General features: G+C 64.6%; 21 protein-coding genes. 18 read left to right on the top strand and 3 right to left on the bottom strand.

Annotated features, from left to right (window positions below; translation table 11 throughout):
* Positions 1–82: 82 nt before the first annotated feature.
* From QF118_RS14945 to lpdA, 5 genes are all read left to right on the top strand, one after another.
* Positions 83–3,373 (top strand): YhdP family protein, encoded by a 3,291-nt coding sequence (locus QF118_RS14945; protein ID WP_282299839.1) that lies wholly within the window; start codon positions 83–85, stop codon positions 3,371–3,373.
* A gap of 12 nt (positions 3,374–3,385) precedes the next feature.
* On the top strand, positions 3,386–4,438 hold the full coding sequence (gene queA / locus QF118_RS14940) for a tRNA preQ1(34) S-adenosylmethionine ribosyltransferase-isomerase QueA (RefSeq protein ID WP_282299838.1): 1,053 nt from the start codon (positions 3,386–3,388) through the stop codon (positions 4,436–4,438).
* Positions 4,439–4,553: 115 nt separating this feature from the next.
* Positions 4,554–5,822 carry an MFS transporter gene (locus tag QF118_RS14935; RefSeq protein WP_282299837.1) on the top strand — a complete coding sequence of 423 codons (1,269 nt, stop codon included), beginning with the start codon at positions 4,554–4,556 and terminating at the stop codon, positions 5,820–5,822.
* Between the two features lie 112 nt (positions 5,823–5,934).
* Positions 5,935–6,510: a DUF924 family protein gene (locus QF118_RS14930; RefSeq protein ID WP_282299836.1), complete on the top strand. Its 576-nt coding sequence runs from the start codon at positions 5,935–5,937 to the stop codon at positions 6,508–6,510.
* 86 nt (positions 6,511–6,596) lie between these two features.
* Positions 6,597–7,991 (top strand): dihydrolipoyl dehydrogenase, encoded by a 1,395-nt coding sequence (gene lpdA / locus QF118_RS14925; RefSeq protein WP_282299835.1) that lies wholly within the window; start codon positions 6,597–6,599, stop codon positions 7,989–7,991.
* 77 nt (positions 7,992–8,068) lie between these two features.
* On the opposite strand, the gene QF118_RS14920 is transcribed toward lpdA, so the two are convergent.
* The 3 genes from QF118_RS14920 to QF118_RS14910 all read right to left on the bottom strand — a co-directional run bounded on the left by QF118_RS14920 (position 8,069) and on the right by QF118_RS14910 (position 9,699).
* On the bottom strand, positions 8,069–8,665 hold the full coding sequence (locus QF118_RS14920; RefSeq protein ID WP_282299834.1) for an HD domain-containing protein: 597 nt from the start codon (positions 8,663–8,665) through the stop codon (positions 8,069–8,071).
* A gap of 80 nt (positions 8,666–8,745) precedes the next feature.
* A complete protein-coding gene (locus tag QF118_RS14915) occupies positions 8,746–9,030 on the bottom strand; it encodes a hypothetical protein (protein ID WP_282299833.1) in 285 nt (94 codons plus the stop codon).
* Positions 9,031–9,045: 15 nt separating this feature from the next.
* Positions 9,046–9,699, bottom strand: a complete 654-nt coding sequence (locus tag QF118_RS14910) for an alpha/beta hydrolase (RefSeq protein WP_282299832.1) — start codon at positions 9,697–9,699, stop codon at positions 9,046–9,048.
* A gap of 176 nt (positions 9,700–9,875) precedes the next feature.
* Here QF118_RS14910 and QF118_RS14905 point away from each other — a divergent pair, with 176 nt between their 5' ends.
* From QF118_RS14905 to QF118_RS14845, 13 genes are all read left to right on the top strand, one after another.
* Entirely contained in the window at positions 9,876–10,340 is a 465-nt protein-coding gene (locus QF118_RS14905) for a Fe-S cluster assembly transcriptional regulator IscR (protein WP_282299831.1), read from the top strand.
* Positions 10,341–10,406: 66 nt separating this feature from the next.
* Positions 10,407–11,450: a cysteine desulfurase family protein gene (locus QF118_RS14900; RefSeq protein WP_282299830.1), complete on the top strand. Its 1,044-nt coding sequence runs from the start codon at positions 10,407–10,409 to the stop codon at positions 11,448–11,450.
* A gap of 17 nt (positions 11,451–11,467) precedes the next feature.
* Positions 11,468–13,012: a Fe-S cluster assembly protein SufB gene (gene sufB, locus QF118_RS14895; protein ID WP_282299829.1), complete on the top strand. Its 1,545-nt coding sequence runs from the start codon at positions 11,468–11,470 to the stop codon at positions 13,010–13,012.
* 55 nt (positions 13,013–13,067) lie between these two features.
* Positions 13,068–13,415, top strand: a complete 348-nt coding sequence (locus QF118_RS14890) for a DMT family protein (protein ID WP_282299828.1) — start codon at positions 13,068–13,070, stop codon at positions 13,413–13,415.
* Positions 13,416–13,419: 4 nt separating this feature from the next.
* Complete coding sequence (locus QF118_RS14885) at positions 13,420–13,617, top strand: hypothetical protein (RefSeq protein ID WP_282299827.1); 198 nt, start codon at positions 13,420–13,422, stop codon at positions 13,615–13,617.
* Positions 13,617–14,294: an FkbM family methyltransferase gene (locus tag QF118_RS14880; protein WP_282299826.1), complete on the top strand. Its 678-nt coding sequence runs from the start codon at positions 13,617–13,619 to the stop codon at positions 14,292–14,294. The genes QF118_RS14885 and QF118_RS14880 overlap by 1 nt, the downstream gene beginning before the upstream one ends.
* A gap of 96 nt (positions 14,295–14,390) precedes the next feature.
* On the top strand, positions 14,391–14,897 hold the full coding sequence (locus QF118_RS14875) for a hypothetical protein (protein ID WP_282299825.1): 507 nt from the start codon (positions 14,391–14,393) through the stop codon (positions 14,895–14,897).
* A gap of 16 nt (positions 14,898–14,913) precedes the next feature.
* Positions 14,914–15,510, top strand: a complete 597-nt coding sequence (locus QF118_RS14870; RefSeq protein WP_282299824.1) for a hypothetical protein — start codon at positions 14,914–14,916, stop codon at positions 15,508–15,510.
* Between the two features lie 32 nt (positions 15,511–15,542).
* On the top strand, positions 15,543–16,298 hold the full coding sequence (gene sufC, locus QF118_RS14865; RefSeq protein ID WP_282299823.1) for a Fe-S cluster assembly ATPase SufC: 756 nt from the start codon (positions 15,543–15,545) through the stop codon (positions 16,296–16,298).
* Positions 16,298–17,575: a SufB/SufD family protein gene (locus QF118_RS14860; RefSeq protein ID WP_282302494.1), complete on the top strand. Its 1,278-nt coding sequence runs from the start codon at positions 16,298–16,300 to the stop codon at positions 17,573–17,575. Before sufC ends, QF118_RS14860 begins: the two co-directional genes overlap by 1 nt.
* Complete coding sequence (locus QF118_RS14855; protein WP_282299822.1) at positions 17,575–18,072, top strand: YIP1 family protein; 498 nt, start codon at positions 17,575–17,577, stop codon at positions 18,070–18,072. Before QF118_RS14860 ends, QF118_RS14855 begins: the two co-directional genes overlap by 1 nt.
* Entirely contained in the window at positions 18,069–18,656 is a 588-nt protein-coding gene (locus QF118_RS14850; protein ID WP_282299821.1) for a YIP1 family protein, read from the top strand. Before QF118_RS14855 ends, QF118_RS14850 begins: the two co-directional genes overlap by 4 nt.
* Complete coding sequence (locus tag QF118_RS14845) at positions 18,649–19,869, top strand: cysteine desulfurase (RefSeq protein WP_282299820.1); 1,221 nt, start codon at positions 18,649–18,651, stop codon at positions 19,867–19,869. The genes QF118_RS14850 and QF118_RS14845 overlap by 8 nt, the downstream gene beginning before the upstream one ends.
* Positions 19,870–19,877: the final 8 nt, after the last annotated feature.

Here is a 19,877-nt window from a genome sequence, read left to right as displayed (position 1 = left end):
GGGCTGCGCTATGGTCTTGGGCAAGACCACGGTAAAGCGCAAGGTCAAAGCCCTCAGATAACCCCCCGAGGCCGGTGTTCCAGTGACGGATCCTAAAACAGACCCCTTCAGACAGCGGCGCCGGACCCGCAGGCGCTGGACTGCGCTGGCCGTCTTCCTGGTGCTGCTGGCCGCGCTTTCGCTGGGGGGGCTGGCGATGATGGGCCGTCCGGTGGCGGCGCCCGACTGGCTGCGCGACAAGATCGTCCAACGCATCGACGAAAGCCTGCCGGGGCTGCGGATCAATTTCGGCCGGATGAGCCTTGAGGTCAGCCGCAAGGGCCAGCCGCGGGTGATTCTTTGGGACGTCGACCTGCGCAACGCGCTGGGTGAACAGATCGCCGCCCTGTCCGACATCGAGGCAGGCTTTTCCCCGGCGGCCATGCTGCGCGGCGAAATGGTCCTGCAAAGCGCCCAGGTCTCGGGCGCATTCGTGACCTTGCAGCGCGACGCGCAGGGGCGTTTCGGGCTGGCCCTGGGGGATGTCTTTTCGGCTGGAACGCGCACTCCGGACCTGCCGCAGATCATCACCGAGATCGACCAGATCATCGCCGACCCGCGGCTGGCCGATCTTGACCTGTTCGAAGCCGATGCCCTGACCATCCGCTACGAAGACATCCGTGCGCATCGCGGCTGGACGGCCGATGGCGGGCGGATCCGCCTGGCCCGGCAGGACGGCAAGCTGGCGATTTCGGGCGACCTTGCGCTGCTGGCGGGCGGCGACAGCGTGGCCACGATCGAAATGAACGCCGAAAGCGTCGTCGGTTCGGCGCGGCTGGATTTCGGGTTGAAGCTGAACGATCTGTGGTCGCGCGACATCGCCACCCAGACCCCGGCGCTGGCCTGGCTCGAAGTGCTCGAGGCGCCGATTTCCGGTGCCCTGCGCTCCAGCGTGGCCGAGGACGGCAGCCTGGGGCCGTTGAACGCCACCTTGCAGATCGGCGCCGGGGTGCTGCGCGCCAACCGCAATCTCAAGCCGATCCCCTTTGACGGCGCGCGTACCTATCTGACCTACCTGCCGGACCGCGCGCAGCTGCGCTTTGACGAAATCTCGGTGCAATCCGAACTGCTGGCGGTCAGTGCCGAAGGCAAGGCGACGCTGGAGAACTGGCAGGACGGCTGGCCCTCGGCGCTGACGGCGCAATTCAGCCTGCCGCAGGTGACGCTGGCGCAAGGCGCGCTGCTGGACCGCGCGCTGGAAGTGAAGGGCGCACAGACCGCCTTCAAGCTGACGTTCAACCCGTTCCAGCTGTCGCTGGGCAACCTGCGGCTTACCGATCCCGAATTCCCGCTCCGCGCCACGGGCGAACTGGCGGCCTATTCCGATGGCTGGGACGTGGCGCTGGATGCACGCATCGCCGAAACCACGCCCGAACAGGTCCTGTCGTTCTGGCCGCAGACCCGCGGAACCAAGACCCGCGACTGGTTGACGGCCAACGTCAAAGAGGGCCGCGTGCATGACGCGGTCTATGCCCTGCGCCTGCATCCGGGCCAGGAAAAGCCGTCGCATTTCCTTGACCTGCGCTTTGACGATGCCCGCCTGACCTACAACCCAAAGCTGCCGGAACTGACCGGCGGTTCGGGGCGGCTGACACTGTATGACAAGCGGCTGGGCATCCACGTCGACAAGGGGTTCAGCGATCCGGGGCAGGGCGGCGCGATCGACCTTGCCGGCTCGCAATTCGTGATTCCCGACATGTCGATCAAACCGGCCCCGGCGATCATCCGGATCAAGGCGGGCAGCAGCCTGACGGCGGCGCTGTCCTATATCGACAACGACACCTGGCGGGTGCTGCGCAAGGCCGGACGCTCGGCCGACATGGCCACCGGCCGCGCCGAGGTGAGCGGAGAGATCACCCTGCCGCTGGCCAAGGGGATCAAGCTGCCCGACATCGACCTGAACCTGAAGGGGGTGCTGCGCGACGTCAAAAGCGACAGCCTGATCCCGGGCCGCAGCCTTGCGGCGGATCGGCTGGACATGACGCTGGACAACGACGCCGTGGCGATTTCCGGTCCGGTCACCCTGTCCGGGGTGCCCGCCACCGGCCAGTGGCGCCAACCGCTGGGCGGCGGCGCGGGGCGCGTGACCGCGCAGGTGACGATGACCCCCGAAACCCTGAAGGCGGTGGGCGTGACCCTGCCCGCCGGGATGATCAGCGGCAAGGGCATAGGCAATCTGGACCTGACGCTGGAAAAGGGCAGCGCGCCGGGGTTCACGCTGACCAGCACGCTGGCCGGGCTGGGCCTGGCGATCCCGCAGCTGGGCTGGCAGTTGCCGCAGGGTGCGACGGGCAATTTCCAGATCGCCGGAACCCTGGGCAAGCCGATCCGCATCGACGGCATGTCGCTGTCGGGCGCCGGGCTGTCAGCCAACGGCACGCTGGCGCTGGCCGACAATGGCCAGTTCGAGGCCCTGCGCCTGTCGCGGCTCAGCCTGGGCGACTGGCTGGACGTGACGGCCACCCTGCGCGGGCGCGGCCGCGGCGTCGCCCCGGGGATCGAGGTCAGCGCGGGCCGGGTCGATCTGCGCAGCGCGCCCTTTGGCGCCGGGGGCGGCGGCACGGGGTCGGGTGGGGCACCGTCGGGCGGCGGCGGTCCGCTGTCGCTGACGCTGGACCGCCTGCAGGTGACCGACAGCATCTGGCTAAGCTGGTTCCGCGGCGATTTCGACCTGGCGCGCGGCCTCGAGGGGCGCTTTGACGGGCAGCTGGGCGGATCGGCGCAGGTGCGCGGGCAGGTGATCCCGCAGAGCGGGCGCAGTGCCTTTCGTGTCCGGGGCGAGGACGCGGGCGATATCCTGAAGGCCGCCGGCATCCTGAAAACGGTGCAGAACGGCACCTTCAGGCTGGACCTGGGGCCGGTGCGCGGCACCAGCGGTTCCTATGATGGCCACCTGACGATCGAAGGGCCGCGCCTGCGCAATGCCCCGGCCATCGGCGCGCTGCTGGACGCCATTTCCATCGTCGGTCTGCTGGACCAGGCCAATGGTCCCGGCATCTTCTTTTCCGAGGTCGAGGCCCGGTTCCGCCTGACGCCCTCGACCGTGGTGCTGACCCAGTCCAGCGCCGTCGGCCCGTCGATGGGGATATCGATGGATGGCTATTACGACATGAAAAGCGGCACCATGGACATGCAGGGCGTGGTGTCGCCGATCTATATCCTGAACGGCATCGGGCGGCTGATTTCGCGCAAGGGCGAAGGGCTGATCGGGTTCAACTTCAACCTGCGCGGCCCGGTCACCGGCCCGCGGGTCAGCGTGAACCCGCTTTCGGTCTTCACCCCGGGGATGTTCCGTGACATCTTCCGCCGCCCGCCCCCAGAGGTGGCGCAATAGACCAGAGGCCCCATGCAGCTTTCCGATTTCGACTTTGACCTGCCCGAACACCTGATCGCCACCCGGCCCGCGCGGCCGCGGTCCTCGGCGCGGCTGCTGGTGGCGCAGGGCGACCAGATCACCGATGCGCGGGTCAGCGACCTGCCGGACTGGCTGCGCCCCGGCGATCTGCTGGTGCTGAACGACACCCGCGTGATCCCCGCGCGGCTCAGCGGCATCCGCCGCCGCGACGGCGCGCAGGGCCTGACCGAGGCGCGCATCGAAGTGACCCTGCTGGAGCCGAAGGCAGACGGCACATGGGGCGCCCTGATCAAACCCCTGAAAAAGGTGCGGGAAGGCGAAGAGATCATCTTTTCCAGCGCGTTGTCGGCCATTCTTGAGGCAAAGGATGAAGGCCAGGGCGCGCTGCGTTTCAACCTGTCGGGGGATGATTTCGACGCGGCGCTGAACGCCGCCGGCGCCATGCCCCTGCCGCCCTATATCGCCGCCAAACGCCCCGCCGACGACCAGGACCGCGAGGATTACCAGACCGTCTGGGCGCGCAACACCGGCGCTGTGGCCGCGCCGACGGCCTCGCTTCATTTCGATGCGCCGCTGCTGGCGGCACTGCGCGACAAGGGCGTGCAGTTCACCCATGTCACGCTGCATGTGGGCGCGGGAACCTTTCTGCCGGTCAAGGTCGAGGATGTGACCCGGCACAAGATGCACGGCGAATGGGGCGAAGTGTCCGAGCAGGCCGCGCAGGACATCGCCCGCACCAAGGCGGCCGGGGGGCGGGTGATTCCGGTGGGCACCACGGCGCTGCGGCTGATCGAAACCGCGGCACGGGGCGGGCAGATCGCCGCCTATCGCGACGTCACCGACATCTTCATTTACCCCGGGTTCACCTTTCACGTGGCAGATGCGCTGATGACCAATTTCCACCTGCCGAAATCCACCCTGATGATGCTGGTCTCGGCGCTGATGGGGCCGCAGACCATCCGGCACATCTATGCCCATGCCATCGAGACCGAGTATCGGTTCTTTTCCTACGGGGACGCATCGTTGATGATCCCGTCGCGATGACCCTTGCCTTTCGGGACCCGTGATGGTCCTAAGACGACACCGGACGCCGCAAAGGGTCGTTCCTGTCCAACCCTTTTGCTGTCAGGCCGCCTAGGCAAGGTCTGAAGGAGCCGTCATGTTCGTTGTTCTTAGAAATTCCTGGGCCCTTTTGTTGGGCATGTTGCTGCTGATGGTGGGCAACGGCCTGCAAGGGTCGCTTTTGGGTGTGCGCGGGCCGGCTGCCGGCTTTTCGGCGATGGAAATGTCCATGGTCATGTCGGCCTATTTCGCCGGCTTCCTGTTTTCGTCGCGCATGACGCCGCACCTGATCCGGCGCGTCGGCCATGTGCGGGTCTTTGCGGCCTTTGGCAGCTTTATCTCGGCGGTGCTGATCCTGTACCCGGCGATGCAGCATCCGGCGGTCTGGATCCTTGGCCGCGTGGTCATCGGCTTTTGTTTCTGCGGCGTCTACGTGACGGCGGAAAGCTGGCTGAACAACTCGGCGACCAACGAAACCCGCGGTCAGGCGCTGTCGGCCTACATGATCGTGCAGATGGTCGGGATCATCGCGGCGCAGGCGCTGCTGAACATTCCCGACCCGTCGGGGTTCTTGCTGTTCGTGATCCCTTCGGTTCTGGTTTCGGTGGCCTTTGCGCCGATCCTTTTGTCGATCTCGCCGACACCGGCCTTTGAATCGACCAAGCCCATGACCCTGAAGGAACTTTACCACGTCTCGCCGCTGGGCATGGTGGGGATGTTCCTGCTGGGCGGGGTGTTTTCGGCGCAATTCGGCATGGCGGCGGTCTATGGCAGCGTCGCAGGGCTGAGCCTTGGGCAGATCTCGATTTTCGTGGCGTCCTTCTATGTCGGCGCCTTGCTGCTGCAATACCCGCTGGGCTGGATTTCGGACCGCATGGACCGCCGCGTACTGGTGTTCATCGTTGCGGCCTTTGGCGGCGCCGCGGCGGCGATCGCCATTTTCGCCGGTGGCAACTTCAACCTGCTGGTGGCGGCGGCCTTTGTGATCGGGGGCAGTTCGAACCCGCTGTATTCGCTGCTGATCGCCTATACCAACGACTTTCTGCAACCCGAGGACATGGCTGCATCCTCCGCCGGACTGTTGTTCATCAACGGGCTTGGGGCCATCGCCGGGCCGCTGATCATCGGCTGGGGCATGCAGGTGATCGGTCCGCACGGCTATTTCATCCTGATCGCCTTCTTGCTGATCGCGCTGGCGCTTTACGCCGTCTACCGCATGACACAGCGCCGATCGATCCCGGTCGAGGACACCGCCAGCTATGCGCCGGTCAGCCCGACCTCGACCGCCATCGTGATGGAGGTGGCGCAGGAATACGCCATCGAAGCCGCAGAAGACGACGAAACCCACCACGACCCGCACCGGTGACCGCCGCGCAACGCGGTCACAATCTGACAGAATTCGTGATTGTGACCGCGACAGGTGCCGCGCTAGGCTTGCACTTCAATTGGGGGACAAGCGTGCGCGTGGAGGGATAAACATGTCGACGCCCGAAGAAATCCTGGCCTTCTGGCTGGACGAAATTGGCCCCGAGGGCTGGTACAAACAGGACGAGACGCTGGATGACGACATCCGAAGCCGGTTCCTGACCACATGGGAAGGCGCCATGGCGGGCCGTCACGGGTTGTGGCTGACCTATCCCAGCGGCACTTTGGCCTACATCATCCTGCTGGACCAGTTTTCGCGCAACATGTTCCGCGGTGATGCGCGGGCCTTTGTCTCGGACAGGGTGTCGCTGGCGGCGGCAAAGCAGGCGATCCATCGCGGCTGGGACATGAAGATCGACGAACCGGCGCGGCAGTTCTTTTACCTGCCCTTGATGCATTCGGAAAACCTGTGTGACCAGGACCGCTGCGTGCGCCTGATGAAGGAACGCCTGCCCCAGGGGCAGGGCAACCTGCTGCACGCCCGGGTGCACCGCGAGGTGATCCGCCAGTTCGGCCGCTTTCCTTACCGCAACGCGGCGCTGTCGCGCAGCTCGACCGAGGCCGAACAGGCCTATATGCAGGACGGCGGCTATGGCACCACCCTGCGCGAGATGCAGCAGGCCGCCTGAGCCGAGGCGCCCAGACGCGCAACCGCGTTGCCCCGCCTGGGGCGATGCGCTAGCCTTCTTGCGAACAGCATCGGCAGGGGGGCGGGATGAGTGCGAAAAGCTTTGACATGATCGTGATCGGGGCCGGTCCGGGGGGCTATGTCGCGGCCATCCGGGGCGCGCAATTGGGCCTGTCGGTCTGCGTGGTCGAACGCGAACACATGGGCGGCATCTGCCTGAACTGGGGCTGCATCCCGACCAAGGCGCTGCTGCGCTCGTCCGAGATTTTCCACTACATGCAGCGCGCTGGCGACTATGGGCTGAGCGCCGAAAAGATCGGCTTTGACCTGGACGCCGTGGTCAAACGCTCGCGCGGGGTGGCCAAACAGCTGAACGGCGGCGTCGGCCACCTGCTGAAAAAGAACAAGGTGACGGTGGTGATGGGCGAGGCGACTTTGCCCGCCAAGGGCCGCGTCTCGGTGAAAACCGACAAGGGCACCCAGGATCTGAGCGCCCCGAATATCGTGCTGGCCACCGGCGCGCGCGCCCGCGAATTGCCGGGGCTCGAGGCCGACGGCGATCTGGTCTGGACCTACAAACACGCCCTGGTGCCGCCGCGCATGCCCAAACGCTTGCTGGTCATCGGCTCGGGCGCCATCGGCATCGAATTCGCCAGCTTCTACAACACCCTTGGCGCCGATGTGACGGTGGTCGAGGTGATGGACCGCGTACTGCCTGTCGAAGATGCCGAAATCAGCGCCTTTGCGAAAAAGCAGTTCGAAAAACAGGGCATGACGATCCGCGAAAAGACCATGGTCAAACAGCTTGACCGGGGTAAGGGGCAGGTGACAGCCCATATCGAAAAAGATGGCAAAACCACAAAAGAAACCTTTGATACGGTGATTTCAGCCGTCGGAATTGTCGGAAATGTAGAAGGACTGGGCCTCGAGGCCTTGGGCGTCCGGGTCGAACGGACCCATGTGGTGACCGACCCGCACTGCCGCACCGGCGTCGACGGGCTTTATGCCATCGGCGATCTTGCCGGTGCGCCCTGGCTTGCCCACAAGGCCAGCCACGAAGGCGTGATGGTCGCCGAACTCATCGCCGGCCAGCACCCGCACCCGGTCGATCCCGCCAGCATCGCGGGCTGCACCTATTGCCACCCGCAGATCGCCAGCGTCGGCCTGACCGAAGCCAAGGCCAAAGAACAGGGCCTCGACATCAAGGTTGGACGCTTCCCCTTCATCGGCAACGGCAAGGCCATCGCCCTGGGCGAACCCGAAGGGCTGGTCAAAACCATCTTCGACGCAAAGACAGGCGAGCTTTTGGGCGCGCATATGGTCGGCGCCGAAGTCACCGAACTGATCCAGGGCTATGTCATCGGCCGCCAGCTGGAAACCACCGAGACAGACCTGATGCACACCGTCTTCCCGCATCCCACCCTTTCGGAAATGATGCACGAAAGCGTGCTTGACGCCTGGGGCCGCGCCATCCACTTCTGACCCTGTCCCCGGGCTTCTTCTTGGGGAAAATACTCCGGGGGGCCGCAGGCGGGGGCAGCGCCCCCTCGGCCCTGGGATCAACGCGCCAAACGCTCGATCACTGCCCGCGCCCGCGGCGCGATCCAGTCCCAAAGCCCCGGCGCACCGTTGCGGATCTTTGCGCCGACGCGGCTTTCAAAGGTGTCCCAGCCCACCCCGTAATCTTTCCAGGACCCGCCATCATTGGCGATGTTCAGGTTCGGCGGCACAAAGCGGTCCAGCGACTTGGCGAATTGCGCCTCGGGGGTCTGGTTGGCCTCGAATTCATCCCAGAGCGCGCGAAAAGCCGCGCCCTGATCTGCTGGCAACAGGCCAAAGATGCGGTCCGCGGCCGCGCGCTCGGCGGCCTCCATCGCCGCGCCGTCATGCGCGCCGAACACCGGTGCATCCCCGGCGTCGATTTCCACAAGGTCATGCAGCAACAGCATGGCGATCACCCGGCCGATGTCACAGCCCTCGGGGGCCTGCTCGGCCAGGGTCAGGGCAAACAACGCCACGTGCCAGCTGTGCTCGGCCGAATTTTCGAAACGCGCTCCTGACGCCAACCGCGAGGCGCGGTTGACGGATTTCAGCCGGTCGGCCTCCATCAGAAAGGTCATCTGGGCGGTCAGGCGGTCGGGAAGCGATTGGGTCATGCCGGCATGCATGCCTGCTATGGGCCGGGCGGGCAAGGGCAATTGCCGGCGCAGCGCGGGGGTCTGTGCCCCGCGCCCCGTTACAGGTGTTCGTTGTCCGACCCCGGGGCCAGCGCCTCGGGGATCTCCTCGCCACGCTTCCTGGCCTCCAGCGCCGCCTTGACGTGCTCGGTCAGAAAGGTGCGCCCGCGCCGCTCGGCAAGGCGGATGCGGATCGACGTCAGATAGGCCTCCTCGGCCGTCTGCGACGAGGCGCCCAGAACCTTGGCCACCTGTTCGTACAGCTGGTCGTCGTCCAGCGCGTCCATGGCCTTGATCGTGTCAGCGGCCAGTTTGTCAGCCAGGTCTGTCAGGACATCCGCCATGGTCGGGCCTCTTGCTTAGCGGGAGGTTTCGGTCAGGCGGCGTTTCACATAGCCGGTGACATTGCCGATCATCGTGTCCATGTGCGGCTCTTCAAAGAAGTGGCCCGATCCTTCGATCTCGTCATGGGTGATGGTGATGCCCTTTTGTTCGTGCAGCTTGTTCACCAGCGCACGGGTGTCGGCGGGCGGGGCCACGCGATCATTGGTGCCGTTGATCACAAGCCCCGAGGCCGGGCAGGGCGCCAGGAAGGAAAAGTCGTACATGTTCGCCGGCGGCGAGACCGAGACAAAGCCGGTGATCTCGGGGCGGCGCATCAGCAACTGCATGCCGATCCAGGCGCCAAAGCTGAAACCGGCGACCCAGCAATGCTTGGAGTTCTGGTTCATCGACTGCAGGTAATCCAGCGCCGAGGCAGCATCGGACAATTCGCCCACGCCCTGGTCGTATTCGCCCTGCGACCGGCCGACGCCGCGGAAATTGAACCGCAGCACGGTAAAGCCCATGTTGTAAAAGGCGTAATGCAGGTTGTAGACAACCTTGTTGTTCATCGTCCCGCCAAACTGCGGATGCGGGTGCAGGACGATCGCGATGGGGGCATCGCGATCCTTTTGCGGGTGATAGCGGCCTTCAAGGCGGCCTTCGGGTCCGGGAAAGATAACCTCGGGCATAGGGGGCGTGTTCCTTGCGCGGTGCGGCGGAATTCTTGACGAATTTGCTCGGACACCTTAGAAAAGTTCTAAACCGGCTGTTGGCTGGTTCGGGTTGAATTGCAGATAGGCAATCATCGGGCCAAGGTCAATTGGCTTGGCGTTTTGGCCTTGGCCTTCTTGAGGGGGAGTAGCCTGTGAAACTGAGTACGAAAGGGCGTTACGCCATGGTGGCGCTGACCGATATCGCCTTGCAGCCGGCCGATGCCCTGGTGACGCTTGGCGACATCTCGAAGCGGCAGGATATTTCCCTGCCTTACCTGGAACAGCTTTTCGTCAAGCTGCGCCGGGCAGGGCTGGTGGATTCGGTGCGCGGTCCGGGGGGCGGCTATCGCCTGGCGCGGCCGACCAGCGAGATTCGCGTGGTCGACGTGCTGGCGGCGGTCGATGAATCGGTGGACGCAATGCACAAGGGGGCCGGGGCGTCTGGCGCGGCCTCGGGGTCGCGGGCGCAGTCGCTGACCAACCGGCTGTGGCAAAGCCTGTCGGCGCAGGTCTACGTGTTCCTGCATCAGACGCGCCTGTCGGATGTGGTTGAAAACACGCTTGCCCCTTGTCCGGCGGTGCCGTCGATCTTTTCGGTGGTGGATGATGACAAGTGAGCGCTTGGGGCTCTGCCCCAAACCCCGGGATATTTGGGGCAAGAGGAAACATGGGGCGGGGGGCCGATGAGCCGGGTTTACCTGGATTGGAATGCCACAGCGCCTTTGCGTGACGAGGCGCGGGCGGCGATGATCGCGGCCATGGACCTGGTGGGCAATCCGTCGTCGGTGCATGCCGAGGGCCGCGCGGCCAAATCGCTGGTCGAGCGGGCGCGGGCGCAGGTGGCATCGGCCTTTGGCGCGGATGGCGCGGACGTGGTGTTTGTGTCGGGTGCGACCGAGGCGGCAGCGCTGGCCTGCGCCGGACGCGCTCTGGTCGGCGCGGATATCGAGCATGACGCCGTGGCGGCCTGGATCGATCCCTGTCTGACGGTGGATCAAGCGGGGCGTGTCGCGGTCGCGGAGCCGGGGCGCACGGTCTTGCAGGCGGCCAATTCCGAGACCGGGGTGGTGCAGGATTTGCCGCAGGGTCTGGCGGTGGTCGATGCCACGCAGGTTTTTGGCAAGCTGCCCTTTGCCTTTAACTGGTCGGGGGCGCAGATGGCGCTGATCTCGGCGCACAAGTTGGGCGGGCCCAAGGGGATTGGCGCGCTGGTGATGAAGCGCGGCACCGATCTGGCGGCGCAGATCAAGGGCGGCGGGCAGGAAATGGGCCGCCGGTCGGGCACGGAAAACGTGATCGGGATCGCCGGTTTCGGGGCCGCGGCGGAGGCGGCGGCGCGGGATCTGGATGCGGGCATCTGGCAGCGCGTGGCCGAGATTAGAAATATTCTAGAAAAAGCTATTGAGGCTGGCGCTAAAGAGACTATTTTTGTCGGGAAATCTGCGGCGCGACTCCCCAATACGTCCTGCTTTGCGCTTCCGGGCTGGAAGGGTGAAACGCAGGTGATGCAGATGGACCTTGCGGGCTTTGCCGTCAGCGCCGGGTCTGCCTGCAGCAGCGGCAAGGTCAAGGCCAGCCGGGTGCTGCGCGCCATGGGATACGACGACGGGGTGGCCAGCAGCGCCATCCGGGTGAGCCTGGGGCCATCCACGACAGAACAGGAAATCCTGCGCTTCGCGGAAGCGTGGACACAGAAATACCAGCGGCACCGCGCACGGGCCGCCTGAGTTGAGAGGGAACGCGAATGTCAGCTATGGATGATGTCAACGTCAAGGAAGGCGTCGATCAGGAAACCGTGGATGCGGTGAAATCCGCTGGCCAGTACAAGTACGGCTGGGAAACCGAGATCGAGATGGAATATGCCCCCAAGGGGCTGACCGAGGACATCGTTCGGCTGATTTCGGACAAGAACGAAGAACCCGAGTGGATGACCGAATGGCGTCTGGCGGCCTTTGCCCGCTGGAAGCAGATGAAAGAGCCCGACTGGGCCATGGTCGAGTACCCGCAGATCGATTTTCAGGAGCAGTATTACTACGCGCGTCCCAAATCGATGGCCGAAAAGCCCAAGTCGCTGGATGACGTCGATCCCAAGCTGCTGGAAACCTATGCCAAGCTGGGCATCCCGCTGAAGGAACAGATGATCCTGGCCGGGGTCGAGGGCGCCGATGCCACCCCCGCCGATGCCCGCGTGGGCGGCGGCACCGAAGAACGCCGCGTGGCGGTGGATGCGGTGTTCGACTCCGTGTCCGTTGGCACGACCTTTCAAAAGGAACTGAAGGCGGCGGGCGTCATCTTCTGCTCGATCTCCGAGGCGATCCGCGAGCATCCCGAACTGGTCAAGAAGTACCTTGGCAGTGTCGTGCCGGTGTCGGACAACTTCTATGCGACGCTGAATTCGGCCGTGTTTTCGGACGGTTCGTTTGTCTACGTGCCGCCGGGCGTGCGCTGCCCGATGGAGCTGTCGACCTATTTCCGCATCAACGCCGAGAATACCGGCCAGTTCGAGCGGACTTTGATCATCGCCGACAAGGGCAGCTATGTGTCCTACCTCGAAGGCTGCACCGCGCCGCAGCGCGACGTGGCCCAGTTGCACGCCGCCGTGGTCGAGATCATCATCGAAGAAGACGCCGAGGTGAAGTATTCCACCGTTCAGAACTGGTACCCCGGGGACGAGAACGGCAAGGGCGGCATCTACAACTTTGTCACCAAACGGGCCGATTGCCGCGGTGACCGGGCCAAGGTGATGTGGACTCAGGTCGAAACCGGCAGTGCCGTGACCTGGAAATACCCGTCCTGCATCCTGCGCGGCGAAGAAAGCCAGGGCGAGTTCTATTCGATCGCCATCGCCAACAACCACCAGCAGGCCGACACCGGCACCAAGATGGTGCACCTGGGCAAGAACACCCGGTCGCGCATCGTGTCGAAAGGGATTTCGGCGGGCGTCGCGCAGAACACCTATCGCGGGCTTGTTTCGATGCACCCCAAGGCCAAGAATTCGCGCAACTATACCCAGTGCGATAGCCTGCTGATCGGTGACAAATGCGGGGCGCATACGGTGCCTTATATCGAGGTCCGCAACAACTCGTCGCGGGTCGAGCACGAGGCGACCACATCCAAGGTCGATGACGATCAGCTGTTCTATTGCCGCCAGCGCGGCATGGACGAGGAAGAGGCCGTGGCGCTGGTCGTCAACGGGTTCTGCCGCGAAGTGTTGCAGGCCCTGCCAATGGAGTTCGCCATGGAAGCACAGCAACTTGTGGCGATTTCGCTCGAAGGTTCGGTGGGCTGAGGAGGCCGCGGAGCGGGGCACAGCCCCGCCCCACGGCGCGTTGCGATGGTGATGCATGACAGTTTCATATCCGGCCGTGGCGCCCATCGTGCTGCTGTCCCTGTCGAATGTCTTCATGACCTTCGCCTGGTACGGGCATCTCAAGCACAAGGGCGCGGCGCTGTTCACCGTGATCCTGATCAGCTGGGGCATCGCGTTCTTCGAGTATTGCCTGGCCGTTCCGGCCAACCGGATCGGGCATCAGGTCTATTCGGCGGCGCAGCTCAAGACCATCCAGGAGGTCATCACCCTGACGATCTTTGTCGGGTTCTCGACCTTCTACCTGAAGGAAACCGTGTCGCTGAACACGGTGATCGGCTTTGTCTTTATCGCCGTGGGCGCGGCGTTCGTATTCCGGGGGTGACGTGATGTTTGCAGAAGCCATCAACCAGACCGCCGGCGTCGGCGTCGGGGTCTTTGTCGGCACGCTGATCGGCTTTGGCCTGCGGGCGCGGTCGGGCAACGTGCAGGGGCTGGTTCAGGGGTCCGTCTGGAAGACGGCAGTGCTGGGCGGCATGGTGGCCTGGCTGCTGGCGGCGGTCGTTTCGGTTTTCATGGCGGGCTGATGGAGCGCGTCGAGGCACATATCGACGGGCGCGACTTCGTCTTTCACCTCAACGCCGAGGGCTGCCCGATTCAGGGCCGCCACCGGGTGGGAAAGTTCTATGAACGCGCCGATCTGGATCGGGTGGCGGCGGTAATCGGGCAGGGCGCGCATGTGATCGACGTGGGCGCCAACGTCGGCAACCACGCGCTGTATTTCGCCACGCTGATGGGCGCGGCCCGGGTCACCTGCATCGAACCGAACCCCAAGGCGATCGAGGCGCTGCGCGCCAATGTGCAGGCCAACGGGCTGGGCGACGTGATCGAGCTGGGCGCGCTGGGGATCGGCCTGTCGGATCGGTCCGAAGGCGGTTTCAAGTTGCGTGCGCCGGGGGCCAACCTGGGCGCCGCGCGGCTGAAAAAGGGCGGTGACATCGAGGTGCACCGGGGCGATGACCTGTTTGCCGAAGAGCCTGTCGACCTGATCAAGATCGACGTGGAAGGCATGGAAATGCTTGTGCTTTCGGGATTCGAGGCTGTGATAACCGCGCAGCGCCCGGCGCTGTTCGTTGAGGTCGACGGCGACAATGACGCGGCCTTTCAAACCTGGTGCGCGGATCACGGCTATGGCCTGGTCTTCGAGGCCAAGCACCAGCAGGCCAACACCAATTATTTCGTGCAGTGGCGGGGGGTGTCGTGATGCGCCGCCTTCTTGAAAACGTGCCGCTGGCGTCGAATTCTTGCCGCTATTTGGCGTCAGGCCTGATCTTGACATATCAAGATCAGGGGGGCGCCCATGTCCGACACCGACTGTATCGATCCGATCGCGCAGATGCACCGGCAGCAGCGCGCCGCACGGATGGCCGCACCAAAGGTGGTGCAGCGCACCAGCTATTGGGAAAACGCCAAGTACCCGCTCAGCTTTGTCGGGGCCTTTGTTCTGGGCGTGCTGGCGACGATGTTCGGGCGCTATTGCCAGTTTCACATGTTGGGGCTGCCGGTGCAGGCCGAAAATCCCGATATCCAGATGGTCATGGACAACGTCTTTGTCGGGTTGATTGCGGTCGTGGTGCGCCTGCTGGTCAGCTATGCCACGCACGAACACATGGTGGCGCAGATGGCCGGCGTCTGGCTGGTCATCCTGACCTTTCACAACCTGCCGCACTGGGCGCCCATGCCCATGAGCATGGTGTTTTCGCCCGAGTATGTGCATCAGGCGCAGGCCGCGACGAACGGCAATTCCATCCTGTTCCGCGGGGCCGAGTTCTATTTCGGCAAACCGCCGGTCTTCGAGCGCAAATAGCGCCACTGGGGGCGGCATGACCCAGGTCATTACCCGCCCCGAACTGACCCTGCCCGAGGCCGAGGCCGCGTTGCTGCGCGCTGCCTACGACCGGGCCGAGGTGATCCTTGAATATGGCTCGGGCGGCTCGACCGTCATGGCCTCGGAAATGCCGGGCAAGACGGTGTTTTCCGTCGAATCCGGCAAGGAATGGGCGCAGATGATGCGCGGCTACCTGGCCGCCCATCCCCCCGCGCAGGGCACCCGGGTCGATGTCATCTGGTCCGATATCGGCGCCACCAAGGAATGGGGCCACCCCGTCGATCACAGCGAATTCCAACGCTATCCGCGCTATGCGCTGGAGGTCTGGGGCCTGCCCGAATTCCGCCAGCCCGACGTGGTGCTGGTCGATGGCCGCTTTCGTCAGGCCTGTGCCCTGTCGGCGGCTTTCATGGCGACCAAACCTGTCGATGTCTATTTCGACGACTACGTACAGCGCAAACATTACCACAAGGTCGAGGAAATCCTTGGCCCCCCGCAGATCACCGGGCGCATGGCGCAGTTTCATGTGACCCCAAAACCCATTCCGCCGCAGCGTCTGCTTTGGCTGGTGAATTTCATGCTGCGGCCCTAAGGCCCCCGCGCGAACAGGAAAAGGAAAGAAACATGCTGGAAATCAAGAACCTGCACGTCAAACTTGAAGAAGAAGACAAGCAGATCCTCAAGGGTGTGAACCTGAGCATCGAACCGGGAACCGTGCACGCGATCATGGGCCCGAACGGGTCGGGCAAGTCGACCCTGTCCTATGTGTTGTCCGGAAAGGACGGCTATGAGGTCACCGAAGGCTCGGCCACGCTGGAAGGCGAGGAACTGCTTGACATGGAAGCCGAAGAGCGCGCCGCCGCAGGCCTGTTCCTGGCGTTCCAGTACCCGGTGGAAATTCCCGGTGTCGGCAACATGACCTTTCTGCGCACCGCCGTGAACGCACAGCGCAAGGCGCGCGGGCAGGACGAAATGTCGGCGGCCGATTTCCTCAAGGTGATCCGCGCCAAGGCCAAGGATCTCAAGATCGACGCCGACATGCTGAAGCGCCCGGTCAACGTGGGCTTTTCGGGCGGCGAGAAAAAGCGCAACGAAATCCTGCAGATGGCCATGCTGGAACCCAAGATGTGCATCCTGGACGAAACCGACTCGGGGCTTGATGTCGATGCGATGAAACTGGTCGCCGATGGCGTGAACGCGCTGCGCGATGCGGGCCGGTCGTTCCTTGTGATCACCCACTACCAGCGCCTTCTGGACCACATCAAACCGGACGTGGTGCACATCATGGCCGATGGCCGCATCATCAAGACCGGCGGCCCCGAGCTGGCGCTTGAGGTCGAGAACGAAGGCTATGCGGACCTGCTGGCGGAGAACGCATGATGGGCCTGACACAACCGAAAATCGACGCCACCGAGGCGCGGCTGGCCGCGCTTGAACTGCCCGAAGGCGGCTGGTCGCTGGCGGCGCGCAAGGACGCGCTGTCGCGGCTGCGTGCCATGGGTCTGCCGGGCGCGCGGGACGAGTATTGGAAATACACCCGCCCCGACACGCTGATCAGCCCCGAGGCGCCGCGCGCCGCCCTGTTCGATGGCGAGGAAACGCCGATCTTCGACGCGGTCGACCGGCTGAAGATCGTCTTTGTCGACGGTGTGTTCGATGCGGCGGCGTCGGACGATCTGGCGCTGGAAGGGGTCAGCATCGACCGCCTGTCGCAGGCGCAGGACATCCATTGGGCCAAGGATCTGTATGGCACCCTGGAAACCCGTGGCCAGACCCCGGTCCAGCGACCGCTGGCGGCGCTGAACACCGGTTTTGCCACCGATGGCCTGCTGATCCACGTGACCGGCAAGGTGTCCAGGCCGATCAACCTGATCTACCGGCATGGCTCGGAAACCTCGGACGTGATCCTGCATCACGTGATCAAGGTGGACGCCGGTGCCGAGGTGACGCTCCTGGAAAACGGTCCCGCCGCCGCGCGCCTGAACATGGTGACCGAGATCGACATCGCCGACACCGGAACGCTGCATCACGTGCGCACCCAGGGGCGCGATCACGAACGCCGCGCCGCCACGCATGTCTTTGCGCGGCTGGGGGCCGAGAGCACCTTCAAGAGTTTCACGCTGACCGCCAATGGCGTGATGACGCGCAACGAATGCGTGATCGAGCTGACCGGCGACGACGCGGTGGCCCATGTCGCGGGCGCCTGCATGGGCGACGGCGATTTCCACCACGACGACACGGTGTTCGTCACCCATGACGCGGTGAACTGCGAAAGCCGCCAAGTCTTCAAGAAGGTGCTGCGCAACGGTGCGACGGGTGTGTTCCAGGGCAAGATCCTGGTCAAGAAGGACGCCCAGAAAACCGACGGCTACCAGATCAGCCAGTCCCTGCTTCTGGATGACGACAGCCAGTTCCTGGCCAAGCCCGAGCTGGAAATCTATGCCGATGACGTGGCCTGTTCGCACGGCTCTACCAGCGGCGCGATCGACGAGGACAGCCTGTTCTATCTGCGTGCCCGGGGCATTCCGCGCGGCATCGCCGAGGACCTGATGGTCATCGCCTTCATCGCCGAAGCGGTGCAGGAGGTCGAGGACGACGCCCTGCAAGAGGAAATCAACGCCCGCGTCGCCGCCTGGCTGGAGCGTCGGCGCGCCTGATGCCGGTGACCCGCGATATCGTGGCCACCTACCGGGGGCCGGGCAAGGTGGTGCGCCGCCTGCTGACGGCCGGCCCGCGCGAGGACCGGCTGCTGGCCATCGTCATGGCGGCCTGCGTGGTCCTGTTCGTTGCGCGCTGGCCGGCCCTGTCGCGCCAGGCGCATCTGACCGGCGAAGAGCTGAACATGCTGCTGGGCGGGGCCTTGCTGGCGACGGTGTTCATCTTTCCGCTGCTGCTGTATCTTCTGGGGTTCCTTGTCGGGGTCATCGGCCGTCCGCTGGGCTGGAAGGGCGGCGGCTATGGCGCGCGGCTGGCCCTGGTCTGGGCGCTTCTTGCCTCGACCCCGCTGGTGTTGTTGCACGGGCTGGTTGCGGGCTTTGTCGGGCCGGGGCCGGGGTTGACCCTGGTCGGGGCGCTGTGGTTCGCGATCTTTGTCTGGTTCTGGGTCGGCGGCCTGCGCGCCGCGCACCATCTTGGCCGGGAAGGCACGCAATGACATTCGAAGGTTTTCTGCGACTGGCCCTGCAGACCGTCACCGCCCCGCGCGACGTGGCGCGCCTGCTGCTGTCGCTGCGCCTGCCGACCGAGGCGCTGGTGCTGGGCTTTGCCCTTGTGGTGGTCGGCAATGCGCTGGTGTTTTCGATCTCGCTGGTGCTCATGCCGCCGACCCAGGCCATGGGGCTGCTGGGCAATCCGCTGGCGCTGATGGCGATCCGCGGTGTCGTGCTGCTGGCCACCATCGCCAGCTTGACCTGGATCGGCCAGATGTTTGGCGGGCGGGCGCGGTTCGAAAGCATCGCGCTGTTGCTGATCTGGTTGCAGGCGCTCAGCGTGGCGGTGCAGGTGCTGTTCACCTTCATCCTGCCGATCGCGCCACAGCTGGGCAGCGCATTGGTCTTTGCCGCGACCGCCATCGGGGCCTATATCACGGTGCACTTCCTGGACGAGGCGCACGGTCTGAACAGCATCGGCAAATCCGTCGTGGTGCTGATCCTGGGCATGATCGCCATGGCGGTCAGCCTTTCCATTTTCCTGAGCCTTGTCGGCTTCACTCCTGCAGGACTTACCGGCCATGTATGACGTCACCGAAATCCGCCGCGATTTTCCCATCCTTTCGCGTGAAGTGAACGGCAAGCCGCTGGTTTACCTGGACAATGGCGCATCGGCGCAAAAACCGCAGGTGGTGATCGACGCCGTCACCCGCGGCTATGCCGAGGAATACGCCAATGTGCACCGCGGGCTGCACTACCTGTCGAACCTGGCGACCGAGAAATACGAGGCGGTGCGCGAAACCATCGCCCGCTTTCTGGGCGTGCCCGACGCCGAAGAGGTGATCAACACCACCGGCACCACGCAGGGCATCAACCTGGTGGCCTATGGCTGGGCCATGCCGAACATGCAGGCGGGCGATGAAATCGTGCTGTCGGTGATGGAGCATCACGCCAATATCGTGCCCTGGCATTTCCTGCGCGAACGGCAGGGGGTTGCCCTGAAATGGGTCGATGTCGACGCCACCGGCGCGCTGGACACGCAAAAGGTCATTGACGCCATCGGACCCAGAACGAAACTGGTGGCGATCACCCATCTGTCGAACGTCCTTGGCACCGTGGTCGACGTCAAGGCGATCTGCGCCGCGGCGCGCGAAAAGGGCGTGCCGGTGCTGGTCGACGGAAGCCAGGCCGCCGTGCACATGCCGGTCAACGTGGCCGATATCGGCTGTGATTTCTACGCCATCACCGGGCACAAGCTTTATGGCCCCAGCGCTTCGGGCGCGATCTGGATCCGGCGCGAACGCATGGACGAAATGCGTCCCTTTCTGGGTGGCGGCGACATGATCCGCGAGGTCCACAAGGACGAGGTCACCTATAACGACCCGCCGATGAAGTTCGAGGCCGGCACCCCCGGCATCGTCCAGCAGATCGGGCTGGGCGTCGCGCTGGACTACATGATGGATCTGGGGATGGAGAATATCGCCGCCCATGAAAAGGCGCTGCGCGACTATGCCCGCGCCCGGCTGGACGGGCTGAACTGGCTGACCGTGCAGGGGACCACCCCGGACAAGGCGGCGATCTTCTCCTTTACCATGCAGGGCGCGGCCCATGCGCATGACATCTCGACCATCCTTGACAAAAAAGGTGTCGCGGTGCGCGCCGGGCATCACTGCGCCGGGCCCTTGATGGACCATCTTGGCGTCTCGGCGACCTGCCGGGCGTCTTTCGCGCTGTACAACACCACCCAGGAGGTCGACGCGCTGATCGACGCGCTGGAACTGGCGCACGATCTGTTCGGCTAGGGCGCATC

Source organism: Tropicibacter oceani, assembly GCF_029958925.1.
GTDB classification, from domain to species: Bacteria; Pseudomonadota; Alphaproteobacteria; order Rhodobacterales; family Rhodobacteraceae; genus Pacificoceanicola; species Pacificoceanicola oceani.
The sequence above is the reverse complement of the archived record's forward strand: the minus strand, read 5'-3'. Positions and strand labels throughout refer to the sequence as shown.

Coding starts and splice junctions, on each gene's coding strand:
- queA (WP_282299838.1), top strand. CDS start 3,386: ATGCAGCTTTCCGATTTCGACTTTGACCTGCCCGAACACCTGATCGCC.
- QF118_RS14935 (WP_282299837.1), top strand. CDS start 4,554: ATGTTCGTTGTTCTTAGAAATTCCTGGGCCCTTTTGTTGGGCATGTTG.
- QF118_RS14930 (WP_282299836.1), top strand. CDS start 5,935: ATGTCGACGCCCGAAGAAATCCTGGCCTTCTGGCTGGACGAAATTGGC.
- lpdA (WP_282299835.1), top strand. CDS start 6,597: ATGAGTGCGAAAAGCTTTGACATGATCGTGATCGGGGCCGGTCCGGGG.
- QF118_RS14920 (WP_282299834.1), bottom strand. CDS start 8,665: ATGACCCAATCGCTTCCCGACCGCCTGACCGCCCAGATGACCTTTCTG.
- QF118_RS14915 (WP_282299833.1), bottom strand. CDS start 9,030: ATGGCGGATGTCCTGACAGACCTGGCTGACAAACTGGCCGCTGACACG.
- QF118_RS14910 (WP_282299832.1), bottom strand. CDS start 9,699: ATGCCCGAGGTTATCTTTCCCGGACCCGAAGGCCGCCTTGAAGGCCGC.
- QF118_RS14900 (WP_282299830.1), top strand. CDS start 10,407: ATGAGCCGGGTTTACCTGGATTGGAATGCCACAGCGCCTTTGCGTGAC.
- sufB (WP_282299829.1), top strand. CDS start 11,468: ATGTCAGCTATGGATGATGTCAACGTCAAGGAAGGCGTCGATCAGGAA.
- QF118_RS14890 (WP_282299828.1), top strand. CDS start 13,068: ATGACAGTTTCATATCCGGCCGTGGCGCCCATCGTGCTGCTGTCCCTG.
- QF118_RS14885 (WP_282299827.1), top strand. CDS start 13,420: ATGTTTGCAGAAGCCATCAACCAGACCGCCGGCGTCGGCGTCGGGGTC.
- QF118_RS14880 (WP_282299826.1), top strand. CDS start 13,617: ATGGAGCGCGTCGAGGCACATATCGACGGGCGCGACTTCGTCTTTCAC.
- QF118_RS14875 (WP_282299825.1), top strand. CDS start 14,391: ATGTCCGACACCGACTGTATCGATCCGATCGCGCAGATGCACCGGCAG.
- QF118_RS14870 (WP_282299824.1), top strand. CDS start 14,914: ATGACCCAGGTCATTACCCGCCCCGAACTGACCCTGCCCGAGGCCGAG.
- sufC (WP_282299823.1), top strand. CDS start 15,543: ATGCTGGAAATCAAGAACCTGCACGTCAAACTTGAAGAAGAAGACAAG.
- QF118_RS14860 (WP_282302494.1), top strand. CDS start 16,298: ATGGGCCTGACACAACCGAAAATCGACGCCACCGAGGCGCGGCTGGCC.
- QF118_RS14855 (WP_282299822.1), top strand. CDS start 17,575: ATGCCGGTGACCCGCGATATCGTGGCCACCTACCGGGGGCCGGGCAAG.
- QF118_RS14850 (WP_282299821.1), top strand. CDS start 18,069: ATGACATTCGAAGGTTTTCTGCGACTGGCCCTGCAGACCGTCACCGCC.
- QF118_RS14845 (WP_282299820.1), top strand. CDS start 18,649: ATGTATGACGTCACCGAAATCCGCCGCGATTTTCCCATCCTTTCGCGT.